This window comes from Pseudomonas sp. NPDC012596 (assembly GCF_042902325.1).
Lineage (GTDB): Bacteria > Pseudomonadota > Gammaproteobacteria > Pseudomonadales > Pseudomonadaceae > Aquipseudomonas.
On record NZ_JBIBEB010000003.1, the window covers coordinates 104,530 to 125,159 of the forward strand.

19 protein-coding genes and 1 pseudogene are annotated in these 20,630 nt (G+C 62.3%); 5 read left to right on the forward strand and 15 right to left on the reverse strand.

Features of this window, described 5'->3' with window-relative positions; genetic code table 11:
* From ACFY68_RS05100 to paaF, 13 genes and pseudogenes are all read right to left on the reverse strand, one after another.
* Nucleotides 1-1,569, reverse strand: a pseudogene (locus tag ACFY68_RS05100) (cation acetate symporter); the annotation flags it as partial.
* Nucleotides 1,560-1,868 carry a DUF485 domain-containing protein gene (locus ACFY68_RS05105; RefSeq protein ID WP_387524000.1) on the reverse strand — a complete coding sequence of 103 codons (309 nt, stop codon included), beginning with the start codon at nt 1,866-1,868 and terminating at the stop codon, nt 1,560-1,562. The gene ACFY68_RS05105 and the pseudogene ACFY68_RS05100, both read right to left, overlap by 10 nt.
* A gap of 151 nt (nt 1,869-2,019) precedes the next feature.
* The gene (gene paaE / locus ACFY68_RS05110) at nt 2,020-3,096 is read right to left on the reverse strand and encodes a 1,2-phenylacetyl-CoA epoxidase subunit PaaE (protein WP_387524003.1); all 1,077 of its coding nucleotides are present in this window, start codon (nt 3,094-3,096) and stop codon (nt 2,020-2,022) included.
* 15 nt (nt 3,097-3,111) lie between these two features.
* Nucleotides 3,112-3,645 (reverse strand): 1,2-phenylacetyl-CoA epoxidase subunit PaaD, encoded by a 534-nt coding sequence (paaD, locus tag ACFY68_RS05115; RefSeq protein WP_346613332.1) that lies wholly within the window; start codon nt 3,643-3,645, stop codon nt 3,112-3,114.
* The gene (gene paaC, locus ACFY68_RS05120; RefSeq protein WP_387524007.1) at nt 3,632-4,390 is read right to left on the reverse strand and encodes a 1,2-phenylacetyl-CoA epoxidase subunit PaaC; all 759 of its coding nucleotides are present in this window, start codon (nt 4,388-4,390) and stop codon (nt 3,632-3,634) included. The genes paaD and paaC overlap by 14 nt, the downstream gene beginning before the upstream one ends.
* Before the next feature lie 8 nt (nt 4,391-4,398).
* A complete protein-coding gene (gene paaB, locus ACFY68_RS05125) occupies nt 4,399-4,680 on the reverse strand; it encodes a 1,2-phenylacetyl-CoA epoxidase subunit PaaB (RefSeq protein ID WP_346613334.1) in 282 nt (93 codons plus the stop codon).
* 25 nt (nt 4,681-4,705) lie between these two features.
* Nucleotides 4,706-5,695, reverse strand: a complete 990-nt coding sequence (paaA, locus tag ACFY68_RS05130) for a 1,2-phenylacetyl-CoA epoxidase subunit PaaA (RefSeq protein WP_387524010.1) — start codon at nt 5,693-5,695, stop codon at nt 4,706-4,708.
* A 273-nt stretch (nt 5,696-5,968) separates the two neighbouring features.
* Nucleotides 5,969-7,288, reverse strand: a complete 1,320-nt coding sequence (paaK, locus tag ACFY68_RS05135) for a phenylacetate--CoA ligase PaaK (protein WP_387524013.1) — start codon at nt 7,286-7,288, stop codon at nt 5,969-5,971.
* A 112-nt stretch (nt 7,289-7,400) separates the two neighbouring features.
* Nucleotides 7,401-8,621 (reverse strand): 3-oxoadipyl-CoA thiolase, encoded by a 1,221-nt coding sequence (gene pcaF, locus ACFY68_RS05140; protein WP_387524016.1) that lies wholly within the window; start codon nt 8,619-8,621, stop codon nt 7,401-7,403.
* Nucleotides 8,614-9,069, reverse strand: a complete 456-nt coding sequence (gene paaI / locus ACFY68_RS05145; protein WP_387524018.1) for a hydroxyphenylacetyl-CoA thioesterase PaaI — start codon at nt 9,067-9,069, stop codon at nt 8,614-8,616. Before paaI ends, pcaF begins: the two co-directional genes overlap by 8 nt.
* Nucleotides 9,062-10,579 (reverse strand): 3-hydroxyacyl-CoA dehydrogenase PaaH, encoded by a 1,518-nt coding sequence (gene paaH, locus ACFY68_RS05150; RefSeq protein WP_387524021.1) that lies wholly within the window; start codon nt 10,577-10,579, stop codon nt 9,062-9,064. The genes paaI and paaH overlap by 8 nt, the downstream gene beginning before the upstream one ends.
* Before the next feature lie 2 nt (nt 10,580-10,581).
* Nucleotides 10,582-11,373, reverse strand: coding sequence for a 2-(1,2-epoxy-1,2-dihydrophenyl)acetyl-CoA isomerase PaaG (paaG, locus tag ACFY68_RS05155; RefSeq protein WP_387524024.1), 792 nt, complete (start codon nt 11,371-11,373; stop codon nt 10,582-10,584).
* Between the two features lie 36 nt (nt 11,374-11,409).
* The gene (gene paaF / locus ACFY68_RS05160) at nt 11,410-12,183 is read right to left on the reverse strand and encodes a 2,3-dehydroadipyl-CoA hydratase PaaF (RefSeq protein ID WP_387524027.1); all 774 of its coding nucleotides are present in this window, start codon (nt 12,181-12,183) and stop codon (nt 11,410-11,412) included.
* A 282-nt stretch (nt 12,184-12,465) separates the two neighbouring features.
* On the opposite strand from paaF, the gene paaY reads away from it, so the two are divergent.
* The 3 genes from paaY to ACFY68_RS05175 all read left to right on the forward strand — a co-directional run bounded on the left by paaY (nt 12,466) and on the right by ACFY68_RS05175 (nt 15,886).
* A complete protein-coding gene (gene paaY, locus ACFY68_RS05165; protein ID WP_346613342.1) occupies nt 12,466-13,065 on the forward strand; it encodes a phenylacetic acid degradation protein PaaY in 600 nt (199 codons plus the stop codon).
* Nucleotides 13,066-13,142: 77 nt separating this feature from the next.
* Nucleotides 13,143-14,066 (forward strand): phenylacetic acid degradation operon negative regulatory protein PaaX, encoded by a 924-nt coding sequence (gene paaX / locus ACFY68_RS05170; RefSeq protein ID WP_387524649.1) that lies wholly within the window; start codon nt 13,143-13,145, stop codon nt 14,064-14,066.
* 32 nt (nt 14,067-14,098) lie between these two features.
* Nucleotides 14,099-15,886: an ATP-binding protein gene (locus ACFY68_RS05175; RefSeq protein ID WP_387524030.1), complete on the forward strand. Its 1,788-nt coding sequence runs from the start codon at nt 14,099-14,101 to the stop codon at nt 15,884-15,886.
* A 100-nt stretch (nt 15,887-15,986) separates the two neighbouring features.
* Here the strand turns inward: ACFY68_RS05175 and rfaD are convergent, their stop codons facing one another.
* Nucleotides 15,987-17,018, reverse strand: a complete 1,032-nt coding sequence (gene rfaD, locus ACFY68_RS05180; protein ID WP_387524032.1) for an ADP-glyceromanno-heptose 6-epimerase — start codon at nt 17,016-17,018, stop codon at nt 15,987-15,989.
* An 810-nt stretch (nt 17,019-17,828) separates the two neighbouring features.
* Here rfaD and ACFY68_RS05185 point away from each other — a divergent pair.
* Nucleotides 17,829-18,098: a hypothetical protein gene (locus ACFY68_RS05185; RefSeq protein WP_387524035.1), complete on the forward strand. Its 270-nt coding sequence runs from the start codon at nt 17,829-17,831 to the stop codon at nt 18,096-18,098.
* A 759-nt stretch (nt 18,099-18,857) separates the two neighbouring features.
* Here ACFY68_RS05185 and ACFY68_RS05190 read toward each other — a convergent pair.
* Nucleotides 18,858-19,499: a 4-carboxy-4-hydroxy-2-oxoadipate aldolase/oxaloacetate decarboxylase gene (locus tag ACFY68_RS05190; RefSeq protein ID WP_387524038.1), complete on the reverse strand. Its 642-nt coding sequence runs from the start codon at nt 19,497-19,499 to the stop codon at nt 18,858-18,860.
* A 241-nt stretch (nt 19,500-19,740) separates the two neighbouring features.
* On the opposite strand from ACFY68_RS05190, the gene ACFY68_RS05195 reads away from it, so the two are divergent.
* On the forward strand, nt 19,741-20,412 hold the full coding sequence (locus ACFY68_RS05195; protein WP_387524041.1) for a GntR family transcriptional regulator: 672 nt from the start codon (nt 19,741-19,743) through the stop codon (nt 20,410-20,412).
* Nucleotides 20,413-20,630 lie beyond the last annotated feature (218 nt).

The window sequence follows — 20,630 nt, forward strand, 5'->3', positions numbered from 1 at the left end:
TCAGTGCTTGCTTGCGCCAGCGGCGCCGATGCCGGTCATGGACCGGATGAACTGCGCCAGGTAACGGCCACGCTCTTCGCTGGCACGCACGGAGGTGTCCGTCACCGAGAACACCCAGGCGCCAAGGAACGCCAGGCTCATGGAGAACAGCGCCGGGTTGCTGTAGGGGAACAGCGCCCGCTCGTTGTGCAGCACGTTGACCCACACCGCCGGGCCCAGCACCACCAGCACCACGGCCGAAACCAGCCCGGCCATGCTGCCGCACACTGCGCCGCGGGTAGTCAGGCCCTTCCAGAACATGGAAAGCAGCAACACCGGGAAGTTGACCGAAGCGGCCACGGCCAGTACCAGGCCGGACAGGAAGGCAATGTTCTGCGACTCGAACACCAGCCCCAGCACCACCGCCAGCATGCCGATCACCAGCGTGGCGATCCGCGACACGCGCATTTCTTCTTGCTCCGTGGCCTGGCCCTTGCGCACCACGCAGGCATACAGGTCATGGGACACCGCCGAAGCCCCGGAAAGCGCCAGGCCAGCCACCACAGCCAGAATGGTCGCGAACGCCACGGCAGAGATGAAGCCCAGGAACAGGTTGCCACCCACCGCCTGCGCCAAGTGCACGGCGACCATGTTGCCGCCGCCGATGATCGCGCCGCTGGCATCGCGGTAGGCCGGCTCGGTGCCGACCATGACAATGGCGCCAAAACCGATGACGATCAGCAGCAGGTAGAAGTAGCCGATGAAGCCGGTGGCGTAGAACACGCTCTTGCGCGCTTCCTTGGCGTCGCTGACGGTAAAGAAGCGCATCAGGATATGCGGCAGCCCGGCGGTACCGAACATCATGCCCAGGCCCAGCGAAATCGCATCCACCGGGTTCGACAGCAAGCCGCCCGGCGCCATGATCGCCTGGCCCTTGGCGTGCACGGCCACGGCGTTGGCGAACATCGCTTCAGTGCTGAAGCCGAAATGCTTGAGCACCATGAACGCCATGAAGGTGGTACCCGAGAGCAGCATGACCGCCTTGATGATCTGCACCCAGGTGGTGGCGAGCATGCCGCCGAAGGTGACGTAGGCGACCATCAGCACGCCTACCAGCATGACCGCGTACAGGTAACTGATGCCAAACAGCAATTCGATCAACTTGCCGGCACCGACCATCTGCGCCACCAGGTACATCAGTGCCACCGCCAGGGTGCCGAACGCCGAAGTGAGGCGCACCGGAGTTTGCGCGAGGCGGTAGGAAACCACGTCAGCAAAGGTGTATTTGCCCAGGTTGCGCAGGCGCTCGGCGATCAGGAACAGGATGATCGGCCAGCCGGCCAGTACGCCCAGGGCATACAGCAGGCCATCGTAACCATTCAGGAACATCATCGCTGAAATGCCGAGGAAAGACGCTGCGCTGATCATGTCGCCGGCAATTGCCAGGCCGTTCTGCATGCCGGTCAGGCCGCCGCCGGCGGTGTAGAAGTCGCTGGCCGAGCGGGTGCGCAAGGCCGCCCAGCGGGTCACCAGCAGGGTAAAGCAGACGAACACCATGAACATCGAGATGGCGGTCCAGTTCATTGCGCGCACTCCTGCTTGACCTTGTCGTTAAGCGGGTCGAGCACGTTGTTGGCGCGGTGCACATAGATGCCGGTGAGGGCGAAGGACACCAGTACCATGAGCACCCCGACCAGCATGCCGACGGTGGTCACGCCGCCGCTGAGGGACTGGCCCAGGGTGCTGGGGGAGAACGCCACCAGCAGGACGAAGCCGTAGTAGATCACCAGCATGGCCAGGGTCAGGCTGCCGTTGAGGCGGCGCTTGCGCCGTACCAGGTGCTGGAAATCGGGGTGTTTACTGATGCTCTCGATGTGTTCGGGGGTCATGGCAAGCGATCTCTTGGTGTTGTAATTGTTTTTGTTGAGGTCACGCGGGTGTTGCGGTGTTGCTGAGGGCCCTATCGCGGATGAATCCGCTCCTACATGGGCCGAGCAGGCCCGTAGGAGCGAATTCATCCGCGAAAAGGGTGACTCGGTTTCAGAGCTGGTCGAAGTCCAGGACCACCTTGTCGCTGAGCGGGTAGGTCTGGCACGACAACACGTACCCGGCCGCCACTTCGTAATCTTCCAGCGCATGGTTGCTGTCCATCTCCACCTCGCCCTCGATCACCCGGCACTTGCAGGTCGAGCACACCCCGGCTTTGCACGAGTAGGGCAGTTCGGCGCCGATGGCGTTGCCGGCGTCGAGCACGTTTTGGGTATTGCGCGGCAGGTCGAAGCTCAAAGCCCGCCCATCGCTGATCACGGTGATCTGGCTGAGCGCCGAATCGGCTTGGCGCGCCGCCTCGCGGGCTTCGCGACGGGTCTCGCTGCCGGCAGCAGCGAAAAGCTCGAAATGGATGCGATCCTTGGCCATGCCGTTGGCCTGCAGGCTGTCGCGCACGGTCTCGGTCATTGCCTGCGGGCCGCAGATGAACGCAGCATCCAGGTTGGCCACGTCCATCCAGCGGGAGAACAGCTGGCCGCACTTGTCGGCGTCGATGCGGCCGTTGTACAGGTCGACGTCCTGCTGCTCGCGGCTGAACACGAAAATCAGGTTGAGGCGGTCGAGGTAGCGGTTTTTCAGGTCTTCGAGCGTGTTGCGAAACAGCGCGCCTGCGCTTGCGCGGTTGCCGTACAACAAGGTGAAGCGGCTGTGCGGCTCGCTGGCCAGGGTAGTGGCGATGATCGACAGGATCGGCGTAATGCCGCTGCCGGCGGCCACGCCCAGGTAGTTACCCTGGCGGGTCGGCTGCAGCGGTACGAAGAAGCTGCCGGCGGGTGGCATTACCTCCAGTTGCTGGCCGGCCTTGAGCGTGTCATTGGCAAAGGCCGAGAAACGCCCGCCGGCTACGCGTTTGACGGCTACGCGCAGCTCGCCATCCTGCACGGCGCTGCAGATGGAATAGGAGCGGCGTACCTCTTCATTGCCCAGCTGGGTGCGCATCACCAGGTACTGGCCCTGGGTGAAACGGAAGGCGTCCTGCAGGTGTGGCGGCACGTCGAAAGCAATCGATACCGCGTCACGGGTTTCGTTGCGCACTTGCTTGATGGTCAGGCTGTGAAACTGGCTCATGGTGGCCTCCACGGCTCAAATGCATTTGAAATAGTCGAACGGCTCCAGGCACTCGCGGCAGCGGTACAGCGCCTTGCAGGCCGTGGAGCCGAACTGGCTGAGCAGTTCGGTGTGGTGGCTGCCGCACTGCGGGCAGCACACCTGGGGCGCCTCGCCGAGCAGGCTGCGCTTGCTGGCGCTGCCACTGGGTGGGGCGATGCCGTAGGCGCGCAGGCGTTCACGGCCCAGCGCGCTGATCCAGTCGGTGCTCCAGGCCGGGGTCAGCCGACGCTCAAGGTCGGGCGCCGGAAAACCGGCCTGCTCCAGCGCCTGGCGGATATCGCCCTCGATCACTTCGGTGGCTGGGCAACCCGAGTAGGTGGGTGTGACCACCAGGTGCAGGTGGCCGGCACGCCAGCCCAGGTCACGGACAATGCCCAGGTCCACCACACTGACCACCGGCACTTCCGGGTCCATGACCTCGCCCAGTACCGCCCAGGCGCGCGCGAGGTCGTCGCTTTGCGGCGCCCGGGCACCGCGGTCGCCGGCAATCAGCTCACCAGGTTGCATCGGGGTAGGCCCTTGGCAGGCACTGCATTTCGGCCAGCAACAGGCCCAGGTGTTCGGTGTGCAGGCCTTGGCGGCCACTGAGGTAGAAGTGGCTGGCTGCCTTGGGCAGGGGCAGTTCGACCGTGGCGAAGATGGTGCTGACCTGCTTGAGCCAATCCGCGCCAACCTGCGCAGGGTCGGCCGCGATGCCGGCGTCAGCCAGTTGCACCTCGTTATCGCTGCCTGCCGCGAGCTCGACAGTGAAGCGCCACAGCGCCGGGATCGCTTCGAGCATGCGCCGACGGCTTTCGTCGGTGCCGCCGCCCAGGCGCTGCACCCATTCAGCCGAACGGCGCAGGTGGTAGGTGACCTCCTTCAGCGCCTTGGCGGCAATGCCGGCAATACGTGCATCGCTGGAGTCGACCAGGCGCTGCAGCACCGCGTGATGCCAGGCGTCATAGAAGAATTGCTTGGCCATGGTCACGGCGAAGTCGCCGTTGGGTTGCTCGACCAGCAACAGGTTGCGGTACGCGCGCTCGTCACGGCGAAACGCCAGGGCGTCGGCGTCGCGGCCGTCGTCCAGCAGCTCGGCGGCGTACTCCAGCCAGTTGCGGGCCTGGCCCACCAGGTCGAGGCCAACGTTCATCAAGGCCAGCTCTTCTTCCAGTGCCGGTGCGTGGCCACACCATTCGCACAGGCGCTGGCCCTGGACCAGGGCGCTGTCGCCGAGCAACAGCAGGTAAGGGATGAGATCGTGCTTGTGCATGGCCAACCTCACATGTGCCCGACTTCGTCGGGCAGTTGGTAGAAGCTGGCGTGGCGGTAGACCTTGTCGTCCGACGGGGCGAACAGCGGGTCTTTCTCGTCAGGCGAGGTGGCGGTGATCAGTGCCGAAGGCACCACCCACAGGCTGACCCCTTCGCTGCGGCGGGTGTACAGCTCGCGCGCGTTCTCGATGGCCATGGCGGCGTCGGCGGCGTGCACGCTGCCGACATGCTTGTGGTTCAGGCCGTGCTTGCTGCGCACGAACACTTCGTAGAGGGTCCAGACAGACATTTCAGATCTCCGCATCAATCGCCGCTCAGGCGGCGTTCTTGTTCTGTTGCTTGCGTGCGTAGGCCACGGCCGCTTCGCGCACCCAGGCGCCATCCTCGATGGCCTTGCGCCGGGTGGCGACGCGTTCCTGGTTGCACGGGCCGTTGCCCTTGATGACTTCGTAGAACTCGCCCCACTGGATCTCGCCGAAGTCGTAGTGGCCGCGGGCTTCGTTCCACTTGAGGTCGGGGTCGGGCGCCGTGCAGCCGAGCAGTTCGAGCTGCGGCACGGTCTGGTCGATGAAGCGCTGGCGCAGTTCATCGTTGGTCTGGCGCTTGATTTTCCAGGCCATCGACTGGGCGCTGTTGGGGGAGTGTTCGTCGCTGGGGCCGAACATCATCAGCGACGGCCACCACAGGCGGTTGATGGCGTCCTGGACCATGTCCCTCTGTGCCTGGGTGCCCTGGCGCATCATGGTCAGCAGCAGCTCGTAGCCCTGGCGCTGGTGGAAGCTTTCTTCCTTGCAGATGCGCACCATGGCGCGGGAGTAGGGGCCATAGGAAGTGCGCTGCAGCACCACCTGGTTGACGATGGCGGCGCCATCGACCAGCCAGCCCACCGCGCCCATATCGGCCCAGCTCAGGGTCGGGTAGTTGAAGATGCTCGAGTACTTGGCCTTGCCGCTGTGCAGCTTGGCGATTTCTTCGTCGCGGTCGGCGCCGAGGGTTTCCATGGCGCTGTACAGGTACAGGCCGTGGCCGGCTTCGTCCTGGATCTTGGCCATCAGTTGCAGCTTGCGCTTGAGGCTGGGGGCGCGGGTGAGCCAGTTGCCTTCGGGCAGCATGCCGACGATTTCCGAATGGGCGTGCTGGGAGATCTGCCGGATCAGGGTCTGGCGATAGGCCTCGGGCATCCAGTTCTTGGCTTCGATCTTGATCTCGGCGTCGATCTTCTCCTGGAAGTGGCGTTCTTCAGGCGACATCTCGTTCAGCGCCTTGACGCGTTTTACTCCGGTTTCCACTAGCTGTGCGTACATGTTCCGACTCCTGCTAAGGCATGAGTCATTTGTAAGCGATACAAAACACAGCGTCAAACGGTTTTAGATGTATCAAATAAAATTTATGTATCGCTTGGGGAGACTGGGGGCTGCTTTGCAGCCCTTTCGCGACGCAAGGCCGCTCCCAACCCGGCACCTCATGCCCTTGTGGCAGCGGCCTTGTGTCGCGAAAGAGCGCAGACTGCCCCCAAGCTTTCTCCTAGGCAAAAAAAAGCCCCGGGCCAGGCCGGGGCGCAAATGGCAGCCGATGACTCAGCCAGCCAACCGTTTATCAAACACGTGGCACGCCTTGCCTTCTGAGCGTTTCAGCGTACCGCAGGGCTGCAGCCGCACCTGGGTGCTGATACCGATGTAGGTCTTGATCTGCTTGCTCAGTTCACCGGTGAGCAGCTTGCGCTGGCCCTCGTCCATGGCCTGGCACTCAGCGCGCAGTTCCACGTGCACCTCGACGCTGTCCAGGTTGCCATTGCGATACAGATGAATCTCGTAAAGCTCGGAAAGATGTTTTATTTTAAGCACCTGCTCCTCGATCTGCGTCGGGAACACGTTGACCCCACGAATGATCAGCATGTCGTCACTACGCCCGGTGATCTTGCCGATACGCCGCATCGGCCGCGCCGTACCGGGCAGCAGGCGCGTCAGGTCGCGGGTGCGGTAGCGCACCATCGGCAGGGCCTCTTTGCTCAGCGAAGTGAACACCAGCTCGCCGAGCTGGCCGTCAGGCAACACCGCGCCGGTGACCGGGTCGATGATTTCGGGGTAGAAGTGGTCTTCCCAGATGGTCGGGCCATCCTTGGTCTCGATGCACTCCATGGCCACGCCCGGGCCCATGATCTCGGACAGGCCATAGATATCCAGCGCATCGATGCCCAGCCGCTGCTCGATGGAGCGGCGCAGTTCGTCTGTCCATGGCTCGGCACCGAAGATGCCCAAACGCAGCTTGAGGTCGTGCGGGTCGATGCCCTGGCGCTCGATCTCGTCGGCCAGGTTGAGCATATAGGAGGGCGTGACCATGATGATGTCGGGCTGGAAGTCCCGAATCAGCTGCACTTGCTTTTCGGTCTGGCCACCCGACATGGGGATTACCGTACACCCTAGGCGCTCCGCCCCATAGTGCGCACCCAGGCCGCCGGTGAACAGGCCATAGCCGTAGGACACATGCACCTTGTCGCCCTTGCGCCCACCTGCAGCGCGGATCGAGCGGGCGACCACATTTGCCCAGGTGTCGATGTCGTTCTGGGTGTAGCCCACCACGGTCGGCTTGCCTGTGGTGCCACTGGAGGCGTGCAGGCGCACCACCTCCTGCTGGGGCACGGCGAACATGCCGTAGGGGTAGTTGTCGCGCAGGTCGTTCTTGCCGGTGAAGGGGAATTTCGCCAGGTCGTCGAGGGACTTCAGGTCCTCCGGGTGGGCGCCGCACTCGTCGAAGCGTTGACGGTACAGCGGCACGTTGTCGTAAGCGTGGTTCAGGCTCCAGCGCAACCGCTCCAGCTGGTGCTGACGCAGGGCGTCGACACTGGCGGTTTCCATCGGGTCCAGCAGGGCACGATCGGCATCATGGTACATGTTCATGGCATCACTCGAATTGTTCTTGTAGGCCGGCGCCTTCCTCTGTAGGAGCGGTGCCGTGAGTGTCATGGACGCAGCATAACCGGCGGCGTCGCGTTCAGTAACAAGCCATTGGTCAGAGGCGTTCGATGACCATGGCAATGCCTTGGCCGACGCCGATGCACATGGTGCACAGGGCGTAGCGGCCGGCGCTTTCTTCCAGTTCGTGCAGGGCGGTGGTGACCAGGCGGGCGCCGCTCATGCCCAGCGGGTGGCCAAGTGCAATGGCGCCGCCGTTACGGTTGACCCGCGCGTCGTCATCAGCCAGGCCCAGCTCGCGCAACACGGCCAGGCCTTGGGCGGCGAAGGCTTCGTTGAGTTCGATGACGTCCATGTCGGCCAGTGACAGGCCGGTCAGTTCCAGCACCTTGTGGGTCGCCGGCACAGGGCCGATGCCCATGATGCGTGGCTCAACGCCGGCCACCGCCATGCCGACGATCCGCCCTCGCGCCTTCAGGCCATGGCGGCGGGCGGCTGCGCTGCTGGCCAGCAACAGCGCGCACGCACCATCGTTGACCCCCGACGCATTGCCCGCCGTGACGCTGCCGCCTTGACGGAACGGCGTACCCAGCCTGGCCAGTTGCTCCAGGGTGGTGTCGGCGCGCGGGTGTTCATCCTGCTCGATCCGAATGGCCGGGCCTTTGCGCTGGGCGATTTCCACCGGCACGATTTCGCGTGCCAGCCGGCCGCGGGCCTGGGCGGCGGCGGCCTTGTGCTGGCTGCGCAGGGCGAAAGCATCCTGGTCGGCACGGGAGATAGCGAACTGTTCGGCGACGTTTTCTGCCGTTTCCGGCATCGAATCGATGCCGTACTCGGCCTGCATCAGTTTATTGACGAAACGCCAACCGATGGTCGTATCGAACAGCTCTGCGCTGCGGCCAAAGGCCTGCTCGGACTTGCCCATGACAAAAGGTGCACGCGACATCGACTCGACGCCGCCGGCCAGCATCAGCCCGGCTTCACCGCAGCGCAGGGCACGGGCGGCGTTGCCGATGGCGTCCATGCCGGAGCCGCACAGGCGGTTGATAGTGGTGCCGGGCACGCTGATCGGCAGGCCGGCCAGCAGCGCGGCCATGCGCGCCACGTTGCGGTTGTCCTCACCGGCCTGGTTGGCGCAACCAAGGATCACGTCGTCGATGGCGGACCAGTCAAGCGCCGGGTAGCGCGCGACCAGCGCCTTGATTGGCACGGCGGCCAGGTCGTCGGCGCGCACGCTGGCAAGGGCGCCGCCGTAACGGCCGATTGGCGTGCGCACGGCATCGATGATCAGCGCATCGAGGTGGGTGTGTTCAGTCATTTGCGGTCTCCTGCGCGAGCACCGTGCCGCGCACTTTGTAGGATTTGCCGTGGAACAGGGCGATCAGCTCGCCGCGCTGGTTTTCGATGCGCACGTCGTACAGCCCGGTGCGGCCCTTGCGGCTCATTTCGGCCGCACTTGCAGTCAGTACGTCACCGCACAGTGCGGGGGCGACGTAGTCGATGCTGCAGCCCAGGGCGACCGTGGCTTCGTCGTAGCTGTTGCAGGCGAAGGCAAAGGCTGAGTCGGCGAGGGCGAACAGGAAGCCACCGTGGCAGGTGCCGTGGCCCTGGATCATGTCGGCGCGCACCGGCATGCTCAGGCGGGCCTGGCCTGCGCCGGTACTGCGCAGGCGGATGCCCAGGGCCTGGCTGGCCTGGTCGCGGGAGAACATGGCGGCGGCGCAGGCCTGGGCCAGTTCGTCCGGGGTGCGTTGCAGTTCAGTCATGCAGGCGGGCTCCTTGGGCGTGGCTGCGGCGCAGCAGCAGGGAAGGGCGGTAGCGGCTTTCGCCATAGCTGGCCTGCAGGTGTTCCAGCACGCGCAGCGTGTAACCCAGGCCGATCTGCTCGGCCCAGGCCAATGGGCCGCGTGGGTAATTGACCCCGGCGCACATGGCCAGGTCGATGTCGGCGGCGCTGCCGACGCCTTGCAACACGGCATCGGCGGCCTCGTTGGCAAGCATGGCCACGGTGCGCAGCACCACCAGGCCAGGCAGGTCGGCAACCGCGGCAACCTGGATGCCTGCCCGGTGCAGCAGTGCAACAACCTGGTCACGTGCTGCGGCAGTGGTGTCGGCCGACCAGCTGATGGCGATGCGTGAAGCCGTGCGGTAATCCAGGGCCAGATCGATCAGCACCAGGTTGCGCAGGCCCTCTTCCCGGGCACGCTGGCTGGCCATGCGCCCATCGCAAAGCGCAAGGGCCGCATCGCCAACGTGGATCACGCCACGGCCTGCGCGTTCGGTAATGGCAAGCCCACTGTCGCGCAAGCGCTCAACCAGCGGCTGCAGCGCCCCGAGATGGCCTTCGACCACGCAGCGGTCAACCGTCAGCGCACTGGCAAGTTCTGCCACGGGCGGGCGCTCGGCGCCTTCGGCGTAGCGATAGAAGCCATGCCCGCTCTTGCGCCCGAGACGACCAGCATCCACCAGCTCCTTCTGTACCAGCGAGGGCTGGAAGCGGGAATCACCATAAAATGCATCGAACACCGAACAGGTGACGGCGTAGTTGACGTCATGCCCGATCAGGTCGGTGAGTTCGAACGCGCCCATGCGGAAACCACCGGCATCGCGCAACAAGGCATCGAGTGTTGCGCAGTCGGCGGCACCCTCCTGCAGCAGGCGCAGGCTTTCGGCATAGAACGGCCGCGCCACGCGATTGACGATGAAACCGGGCGTGGAACGGGTGTGAACCGGCTTTTTACCCCAGGCCTTTGCCGTGTGATAAAGCACGGCGGCGACGTTTGGTTCGGTGGCCAGGCCCGAAACGATTTCAACCAGCGCCATCAGCGGCGCAGGGTTGAAGAAGTGCATGCCGACCACGTTCTGCGGCCGGGCAAGGCCCGCCGCCAGGCTGGTGATCGACAGGGACGAGGTATTGCTGGCGAGTATGCAGTCCTCTGCGCACAGTGCTTCCAGCTGGCGTAACAGGTCTTGCTTGACCTGCAGGTTTTCGACGATGGCCTCGATCACCAGCTGGGCGTCGACCAAGGCTTCGATCACCTCCACCGGCTGCAGGCGCGCCACGATCGCTTCGCGGGCATCGGGCTGCAGATTGCCTTTTTCTACAAGGCGACCGAGCCGGCGATCGATGCCGGCCACGGCCTGCGCCGCAACACCGGGGCGGTTATCGTAGAGCTTTACCGGGTGGCCAGCCCGGGCTGCCACCTGGGCGATACCAGCCCCCATGGCGCCCGCACCGATCACTGCGACCAAGGCACTGCTTTGAAGTGCGTGCATGTTCAACGCCCCTTGAACGCAGGTGTGCGCTTGTTCATGAAGGCGCTTACGCCCTCGCGATAATCTTCACTGCGCCCGGCCAGGCGCTGCAGGTCGCGCTCAAGCTCCAGCTGCTGGTCGAAGCTATTGTCGAAGCTGGCATTGAGGCTGCGCTTGATCAGTGCCAGGCCGTAGGTGGGCTGGCTGGCCAGGTGGCGGGCGAGGGCGAGGGCCTCGTCGCGCAGCTCGGCATCGTCGACCACGCGGTGGATCAGGCCCCACTGCTGCGCCTGCTCGGCGCTCAGGCGCTCGCCGAGCATCGCCAGCGCTTTGGCCCGGGCCATGCCGACCAGTCGCGGCAACAACCAGGTGCCGCCCGAATCGGGGACCAGGCCAATCTTGCAGAAGGCCTGGATGAAACTGGCGGAACGGGCCGCCAGCACCAGGTCGCAGGCCAGCGCAATGTTCGCCCCGGCGCCTGCCGCCACGCCATTGACTGCGCAGATGACCGGCAGCGGCAGGTCACGCACGGTGCGCACCAGCGGGTTGTAGAACGTGTCGATGGACTCGGCCAGGTCAGGCATTGCCGCGCCAGGGGCGACATTGCGGTCGGACAGGTCCTGGCCTGCGCAGAAGCCGCGGCCTTCCCCGGTCAGCAGCAGCACCCGTGCTTCGCTGCTCTGGCGCACCTGCTTGAGCGCCTCGCGCACCTCCATGTGCATCTGCGTGTTGAAGCTGTTGAGTTGCTCGGGGCGGTTCAGGATGAGCTGGGCAACACCGCCCTCGATGGAAAACAGAATGTGCTCGAACGTCATGGAAGGCTTGCTCCGTCAGGCGATGGGAAGGGCAAATCAACGGCCTTTGAACTGGGCCGGGCGTTTTTCCTGGAAGGCGCGAATGCCTTCGTCGCGGTCGGCGGTACCGGCCAGCAGGGTGAAGGCGTGGCGTTCGAAGCGCAGGCCGCTGGCAAGGTCGGTGTCGCCGGCCTTGAGCAGCGCCTCCTTGGCCAGGCGCACCGCCAGCGGCGCCTTGGCGGCGATGCTGCGGGCAACTTGGGTAGCGCGCTCCACCGTCAGTTCTGGCTGGGTGATTTCGCTGACCAGGCCGGCTTGCAGGGCATGCCGGGCGTCAATCGCCTCACCGGTGAGGACCATCTGCATCGCCAGGGGCTTGCCGACGGCGCGCAGCAAGCGCTGGGTGCCACCGGCACCGGGGATGATGCCAAGGTTGATTTCAGGCTGGCCGAAGCGGGCATCGCTGCCGGCGATCACGATGTCGGCACACATCGCCAGCTCGCAGCCACCGCCCAGTGCGTAGCCGTTCACGGCAGCGATAAGGGGTTTGCAGAAGGCCGCAATGCGCTGCCAGTGGGCAACCCGCGGGTCATTGAGAATGCCAACCAGGTCGCGCTCGGCCATCTCGCGAATGTCGGCACCGGCGGCGAACGCCTTGCGGCTGCCGGTAATGACCACGGCGCGGGTCTGCTCGTCGCGCTCTGCGGCATCCAGTTCGGCGGCCAGCTCTGCCAGCAGTTCGGTGCACAGGGCATTGAGGGCCTCTGGGCGTTGCAGGGTGATCCGGCGAACGCCGTGTTCCGGCGCCTGCACTTGGAGATAACGCGGCATGTCGGGGTCCTCAAGCTGCTTGGCGCGGCGCATCGAGTGGCCGGCTTTTTTTGGAATTGTCTGCAGGGGCGACGGGTGAGCGTGCCCAGGTGCGGTCAATATAAACATCACGCGATACATGGAATCAATAGCGAAATGTGGATCATGTATCTCGTTACACGACCTTCAGTTCTGTAGATTCTTCCAGGAACAAGCAATTTCGCTGCTTTCAAGAGGATTGACGCCCAGCAGCGATACGATACAAGATCAACATACGATACGAATCATTTCAGGAGATACCACATGCCCTGCTACCGACTCGACGGCCTGACCCCCGTCATCGATCCGACGGCCTATGTCCACCCCAGCGCCGTGCTGATCGGTGACGTCATCGTCGGCGCGCACTGTTATGTAGGGCCGCTGGCCTCGCTGCGCGGTGATTTCGGGCGCATCGTCCTGGAGGAGGGCGCCAACCTGCAGGACACCTGCGTGATGCATGGCTTCCCCGGTGGCGACACGGTGATCGAGCGCAACGGCCATGTTGGCCATGGCGCGGTGCTGCATGGCTGTCGCGTGGGCGCTGACGCACTGATCGGCATGAATGCGGTGGTCATGGACGGCGCCCGCATCGCGCCGCGTTGCATCGTCGGCGCCACGGCGTTCGTCAAGGCCGGGTTCGAATGCGCCGAACAGAGCCTGGTAATCGGTTCACCCGCCCAGGCTAAACGCCCGTTGACCGAGCAGGAACTGCGCTGGAAGCAGCGCGGCACCGCCGAATATCAACGCCTCAGCCAGCGCTGCATGGCGAGCCTGGTCGAATGCCCACCACTGGCCGCAGCCGAACCCCAGCGACCGCGCATGGGTGACGGCGGCTTCCGGCCCAAAGGCGAGGAGGGCGCATGAACCTCCCTGCAGCGCGCAATGGCCAGGCGGGCCGCCGCACAGGTATAGTCGGTGCTTTCTCCGCGCACAGTTCCTCCATGAGCAACCTCGCCCCGCTGAACTACCTGATCACCCGCTTTCAGGAGCAGACGCCGATCCGCGCCAGCTCGCTGATCATCACCCTGTACGGCGATGCCATCGAGCCCCATGGCGGCACGGTGTGGCTCGGCAGCCTGATCAACCTGCTGGAACCTGTCGGCATCAACGAACGGCTGATCCGCACCTCGATCTTCCGCCTGACCAAGGAAGGCTGGCTGACCGCTGAAAAGGTCGGCCGGCGCAGTTACTACAGCCTTACCGGCACCGGCCGCAGGCGTTTCGAGAAGGCGTTCAAGCGCGTCTACAGCCCCAGCCAACCGGCCTGGGACGGCGCCTGGACCCTGGTCTTGCTGTCGCAACTCGACCCCGGCAAACGCAAGGCCGTGCGCGAAGAACTGGAATGGCAGGGTTTCGGCGCCATGGCCCCGAACGTGCTCGGTTGCCCGCGCGCAGACCGCGCCGACCTGGCCGCAACCCTGCGCGAGCTGGAAGCGAGCGACGATAGCATCGTGTTCGAAACTCATACGCAGGAAGTGCTGGCCTCCAAGGCCATGCGCGCTCAGGTGCGCGAAAGCTGGCGTATCGACGAACTGGGGCAACAGTACAGCGAGTTCATCCAGCTGTTCCGGCCACTGTGGCAAGGCTTGAAAGAACAGGACGCGCTCAACCCTGAAGACTGCTTCCTGGCGCGCACCTTGTTGATCCACGAGTACCGAAGGCTGCTGTTGCGCGACCCGCAGCTGCCCGACGAGCTTCTGCCGGGTGACTGGGAAGGCAGGGCGGCACGGCAGTTGTGCCGCAACCTGTATCGGCTGGTGTTCGCCCAGGCCGAGGCGTGGTTGAATACGGCGCTGGAAACGGCCGATGGCCCTTTGCCGGACGTGAACGAAAGCTTCTACAAACGATTTGGTGGTTTGGCTTGAGGCTGCAAGGCTGACCACCGCGAGGGACCGACATGACAACCACCGCGCTGGCCGACATCGACCTGTTGCACAGCATCAGCGTTGCGCTGATCGGCGAGCAGGACCGCCGGGCGCTCTATGACAAGATCGTCGATGCCGCCGCCAGCATCACCGGCTCGCAATTTGCGACGATGCAGGTGCTTTGCCCGCCCGATCATCCGTCTGGGCATGGCGGGCAGCTGCAGTTGCTGTGCTCGCGCGGGCTGCCCCCCGAGGCCGTGCAGTTCTGGCAGTGGGTGCACCGCGATGCGCTGAGCAGCTGCGGCCTGGCCCTCAGGCGTGGCGAGCGTGCGGTCGTTTCAGACTTTGAACGGTGGGACGAGATCACCGGCACCGAAGAGCTACTGTGCTTCCGCAATGCCGGCATCCGGGCAGCACAGACCACGCCACTGCAATCGCGCAGTGGCCAGTTGCTGGGCATGATCTCTACGCACTGGAGCCAACCGCATCAGCCCTCGGAACGGGTTTTGCGCCTGCTCGATATTCTGGCGCGAACAGCAGCTGACCTGCTGGAGCGGACAATAGCCGAAGAAGCCTTGCGCAAACTCAACGAAACGCTGGAGCAAAGGGTTAGCCAGCGCACGGCGGAACTGATGGCTGCCGAAGAACAACTGCGCCAGTCGCAGAAAATGGAAGCGGTTGGCCAGTTGACCGGCGGCCTGGCGCACGACTTCAACAACTTGCTTGGCAGCATCAGTGGTTCGCTTGAGTTGCTCAGCCAACGCATCCAGCAGAGCCGCTTGGAGGAAGTCGACAAGTACATCAGTGCAGCTCGAAGCGCCGCCAGCCGCGCTGCTATTTTAACCCACCGCCTGTTGGCGTTTTCGCGGCGACAGACACTGGAGCCCAAGGCTGTGGAGCTCCCTGCGTTGTTGCATGGTATGAGTGAGCTGGTACAGCGCACGGCAGGGCCCGGCATTCGGGTCGATACCCTGTGCGACGTGGCACTCTGGCACGCGTTCGTCGATGCCAGCCAACTTGAGAACGCGTTGCTGAACCTCTGCAACAATGCTCGCGATGCCATGCCTGGCGGGGGGCAGATCACCTTGGCGGCGCGCAACCTGGCGCTGACGGTGCACGAGGCCCCGCACCATGACTTGGCGCCAGGGCAGTACCTGCACCTGAGCGTGACGGACACCGGCGTCGGCATCGCGCCTGAGGTGCTACCTCATGTCTTCGAACCCTTCTACACCACCAAACCCGTAGGGCAGGGCACGGGGCTGGGCCTTTCGATGATCTACGGCTTCGCCCAGCAGTCGGGCGGCCAGGTGAAGATCCACTCGACGCAGGGGGTAGGCACGCGGGTCGACCTTTATTTGCCGCGGCATTGCGGTGATGTGGCCGAACCCGAGCAGCACGCGGCAAAAGCACCTGCCATTGAGCTACAGCGGGGAAAGGTCATATTGCTGGTGGAAGATGAGCACACGATGCGCCTAATCCTGTCAGAAACCCTGGAGGAACAGGGCTACCAGGTGCTCCAGGCTGGCGGGGGTGTTGCAGCGCTCGAACTTTTGCGTTCAGGGGCAAGCGTCGACCTGCTGGTTACCGATGTGGGCTTGCCTGGCGCAATGGATGGGTGGCAACTAGCCGAACAGGCGACTGCGATCCAACCCTGTCTGAAAGCAATGTTCATCACGGGATATGTGCAAGCGGCGGGGAGGCAAGTGCTGACCAAGCCGTTTACCTTGCATGCATTTGCAAGTCGGGTGACTGAGCTATTGGCCGATCCTGCAACCAGCCAGGCTACCAGGGCAGACGTTGCGGTCATGGTTAAACCATAACTACACTAAATGACTATTTAGTGTAGTTATCGCCAGAAATCAGTCATAGAACGCCTGCGGAGCAGCTGAAATCACTCGAGTTCGGTCTGAATGCGCAATATCAAGCTGCCGCTGCATTCTTCAACGGAGCAGGTGACGGGCTTTGGATTCCCTGCAACCAATCGCAGTAGCGGGCCACGCCTTGCTGGGCTATCAAGGTAGGCGCCGTATAACCGGCGGCGCGCAAGCGCCCCAGTTCTGCGCAGGTGTAACACTGGTACTTGCCCCGCAAATGCTCAGGAAATTCGCTGTACTCCAGAATGCCTTCGAGCAAAGCCATCTCAAGTGACAACGCGGGTTGGCCTTGCCGCTCACGCAGCCGATTTATCATGGCCAAAGCCACGTCATTGAATGGCTGGGCGCGGCCACTGCCTACGTTGAAGATGCCGCTGGATTGCGGGCTATCAAGGAAGAACATGTTCACCTTGACCACATCATCCACACAGACGAAATCACGCAGATGGCCACCGTTCGGGTAATCGCCATAACTGCCGAACAGGCTGACTTTGCCGTGGGCCTGGTACTGGTTGAAGCAGTGCAGGGCCACTGACGCCATAGTGCCTTTGTGCTGTTCATGCGGCCCGTAGACGTTGAAATAACGCAACCCGACGATCTGGCTGCATGCGGCCGGTAGCTGCCGACGTACGTATTGATCGAAGAGGAATTTCGAATAGCCGTAAACATTCAGCGGGCGCTCACATTCACGTTGTTCGCGAAAGTCCTGGCCTGCGCCGTAGACGGCTGCCGATGATGCGTATAAAAACGGGACCTGCTGATGTTGAGCAGCCGCTAGCAACTCACGACTGAACCGGTAGTTGTTATCCATCATGAAGCGACCGTCAGCTTCTACGGTGCTCGAACATGCGCCTTGGTGCAGCACGGCGCGCACCTTGCCGAACTGGCCACGGCTGAAGCGCTCGAGAAAGTCGTCCTTGTCCAGGTAATCGGAAATTTCGCTGCAGGCCAGGTTGCGGAATTTGTCTCCGTCAGTCAGGTCGTCGACGGCGATGATTTCGGTTTCGTTGCGTTGGTTGAGCGCCTGAACGAGGTTGCTACCGATAAAGCCCGCGGCGCCGGTTACGATGATCGTCATGCCAGATTCCCCGTGAGGGTGCGGAGCCGGCATTTTAATCAAGGGAAAGTGAGGTGGCGTTAACCTGGGTCAAGGACTGAGCGGGTTTGGGGGCTTTTGGGATTGGGCTGGTTTCAAATCTGACCACCCACGGGCCAGGACCAAAATACGAAGGTTCGCATAATGCATATTATGTTAAATTAAGTTTGCGACGGCACGTCCTGAATCTGTCACCAGCCCCCGAAAACCAGACTTTGCCTGAATTGACCATACATCTCTCCAGTATCTCCTCAGCTTCACCAGCCCCGCATCTCTGCTTGCCCGGTTTGAAACGATAATTAAGCAGCTAGAGATCCCATCCTAAATCCCATCGTCTAGTTCAGCCAAAGCTCTCGATCTACGGTTGAAGTTGGAGCTTCACTCAACTGAGCCGACGGTTGCCCAAGTTTAGTCTTCTCCTGTCATGCCTGTGCGCGGTTGAGGAGCTTTGCGCCATGATGAATTCAGCGCGGACATCGATTAAGAACCCAGCGCGCAAACCACGCCCTAAGCCGGCGCCGAGCCCGCCGTCCGAATCGCCAGCCGAGCCGATGGATTCCTTCGTGCCGTATCCGTTGTTCCCGCCGATTGTGCTCCTAACCGACCACCAAGGCCTGGAGCGCCCCATCAGTAATGACGTCCGCGCACGGCTCGGTACCCTAGACCCTTCACTGGAGGCATTTCAAACGTTGCGCCTCGGGATCAACTTCCTCGCCAAGCAATGCCAAAGGCCCGAGTTCAGCCCAAGACACTACAAGATCGTTTGCACTTGGAACCGCTCAGCAACGAACTATGTTCCTGCGCAGCGGGAGGGGTTTCTTCAACTACCTGTATGCACTGCGAACCACAACCCCGATGAATCCCTTCGATGCTCTGAAACCGCGAGATTTCGAGGTTCGCCAGGTGAAAACCCGGACGATTTTCACGCCCGCGCAACTGACAGATTTGATGTCGACGGCTACTTCATTGGCCCAGAGCGATAACCAATGGGAGACGTGGCTTCTCGTCGCAGCCATGGCCATGAGAACCGAGCTCGGCATGGCTGTCGTAAATCAAGCCTGACTTTGCCGTGGTTGCCCTAAGGCCTCCATCCTCGTGTCTGCGCCAAGATTGCAACTGCCCTCCCCGACTTAATAGCTCACGCAGCTTCAGCAATATTTCCCGCGCATCGGTTGCACGCTGAAACAATCATGTATGCCTCACGTTGAGCTCAATGAGATCAGCTTGAAACGTTAGATAAGCCACGCCGATTCAATGGGCGAGATGGGTGTAATGAGTCTTCATAAGTTCTATGGAGTACATTTGTACTCCATCACTATTCCGGTCACCAAGTCCCTAACAACCTCCACTCGTGACTAGGGCAAGCATGCACGTGGGGCGCTTTGTTCACGATCACTTATCGCGGTGAAGCCAGACCCAGGAACACCTGAGGGCTGTACACGGCCTTACGAGAGAAGCTTCCTTCGCCCTTTGCTTGCGTAATACTTAGGCAAGATCCCGACCATGGAGTCGGTCTGGTCTACCATCGTCAAAAGCTCTCCACCCAGGATGCTGTCGTTTAGAAATCCAGCGTGCTGGATAGCGCTTCAGCGCACCCCACAGGCACAAAGATCCGTAATCATAGAGGAACGCCGCCTCGTGCTTTATTGGTTGAGCGACCTCACGGGCACGCCCGCGGGCCACCACTATCACGCCATAGACGTCTGCCACGATAAGGCGTAACCGATCAATCGCGCCCAGCTTTTTTACAGAAGCACTTTATTAGATGCATGCCCACGGCTCTTGGTGGAGATAGCGAGAGCTGCCGTGCTGCTACCGTACTCATTGCATATTGAAGCGCTGGAGCGTATCCCGCAGCCCAAGCAAATCCACAGTGCTGGTACCCGCCTCGATGCCTTCACGGATAGCTGCCTCCTTGTCTTCCCTAGCACGGCTCAACTCAATGACTTCCTGCACGCGGGAGCGTTCTACCACCACCAGACCGTCTCGATCCCCAATGATGATGTCACCCGGACGCACACTCACACCACCTATTACGATGGGTACATTCACCCTGCCTGGCTGGCATTTGTTGGTCCCTTTGATCGAAAGCCCGCGAGAAAATGTCGGGAAACCCATATCGATGATCGCATTCGCATCGCGCACAGCGCCATCGATTACCAAGCCAGCGATACCCAGTTTCTGGGCAGCCAGCGTCAGCAGGTCACCCCACGGGCCCGCTTCAGTGAATCCTTTGGCATCTACGACCAACACGTCACCGGGTCGGGCTTTGGTCAGCGCGTAATGAAGGGCCAGGTTATCGTCCGGCCGGCATTCAACGGTCAGCGCCGACCCGCACAGGCGCACGGTTGGATCGATCGGTCGAAGGCCGCTGTCCAGCGCGCCGACCTGCCCTTGTGCCTCATGGATAGTCGCGGTGCCAAGCTGAGCCAAAGTCAAAAGTTGTTCTTGTGTAGGTGTCATGACGGGAGTCCGCTTAAATAGGAAACGACCTGCTCAGGCAGCAGGATTAATCGACCAGGCTCTCCAGCCCTCGCTCGACCCAATACAATTAAAATACAATCAAGCGATTTGCAAACAATTTTTGTACGATCCTCGCGCGCCAGCGGAATAATCGCAGTTGAAACAACTGCTGCCTGCTCTGTAGGAGGGGCGCCCACCGCTGCTTTGCCCGCTACCCGTTCAGATGAGAGATCCTTGCAAAATGGCAACCGACCATGTCTATGACAACCTGCGCAATCGCATCATCGCCGGCCAGTACGAGCCCGGTACGCAACTGAAGGAAGAGCCGTTGAGCAGAGAGTTCAACGTTAGCCGAACGCCAATTCGAGCCACTTTGAAACGGCTTGTAGAGGACGGCCTAGCGGTGATAGAAGCCAACAGAGGGGTATTCGTTGCAGGCTGGACACATTGGGATATCGAAGAGATGTTCAACCTGCGCGAGCTGCTTGAACCCCATGCTGCAATGCTTGCAGCGCAGCGCGCCAGTCGTGAAGACGTGCTGATGCTGCAGCGAATCAATGATGAAATGGCCGCTGCAATAGCCGCCAAGGGCGAAGATATGGCGATGGCGGTCCAGGCGGCCAATCGGGCATTTCACGGACAGCTTCTGGAAATAGCCGGCTCCCAGCGGCTCAAGTCAATGCTCGCGACGTTGATCGATATGCCCGTGATCACCCGTTCATTCTTCCTCTACCAGCCAGACGATCTCCGGCGGAGCCTGCATCAACATCAGGACGTAACCTACGCAATCGAACAAGGTGACGGCGCGCTTGCGAGGCAGGCCATGCAGACGCACATCCGCATGGCGTACCTACGCTTCATGGCTCACAGATCGGATGCCCAAGAACAGAAACAAAAAAATAGTACAATCTGAGTACAATCGGCGTTATAGTCGGCTCCACAACAAGACTCCGGAGGAGCCATGATGTCCAACGACTCTCGTAACGCCGTCTTACCTGCGCCCAGTCTAGTGCCTCCTCATATACTGGTGGCATTTGCATCCCTGCCTGCATATCCGCTTCACCGTCGTTACCTGCGGGGCTATAGCGCTAACCCTCCCGACGATCTGGTCAATTAGCTCGAAATCTTCCA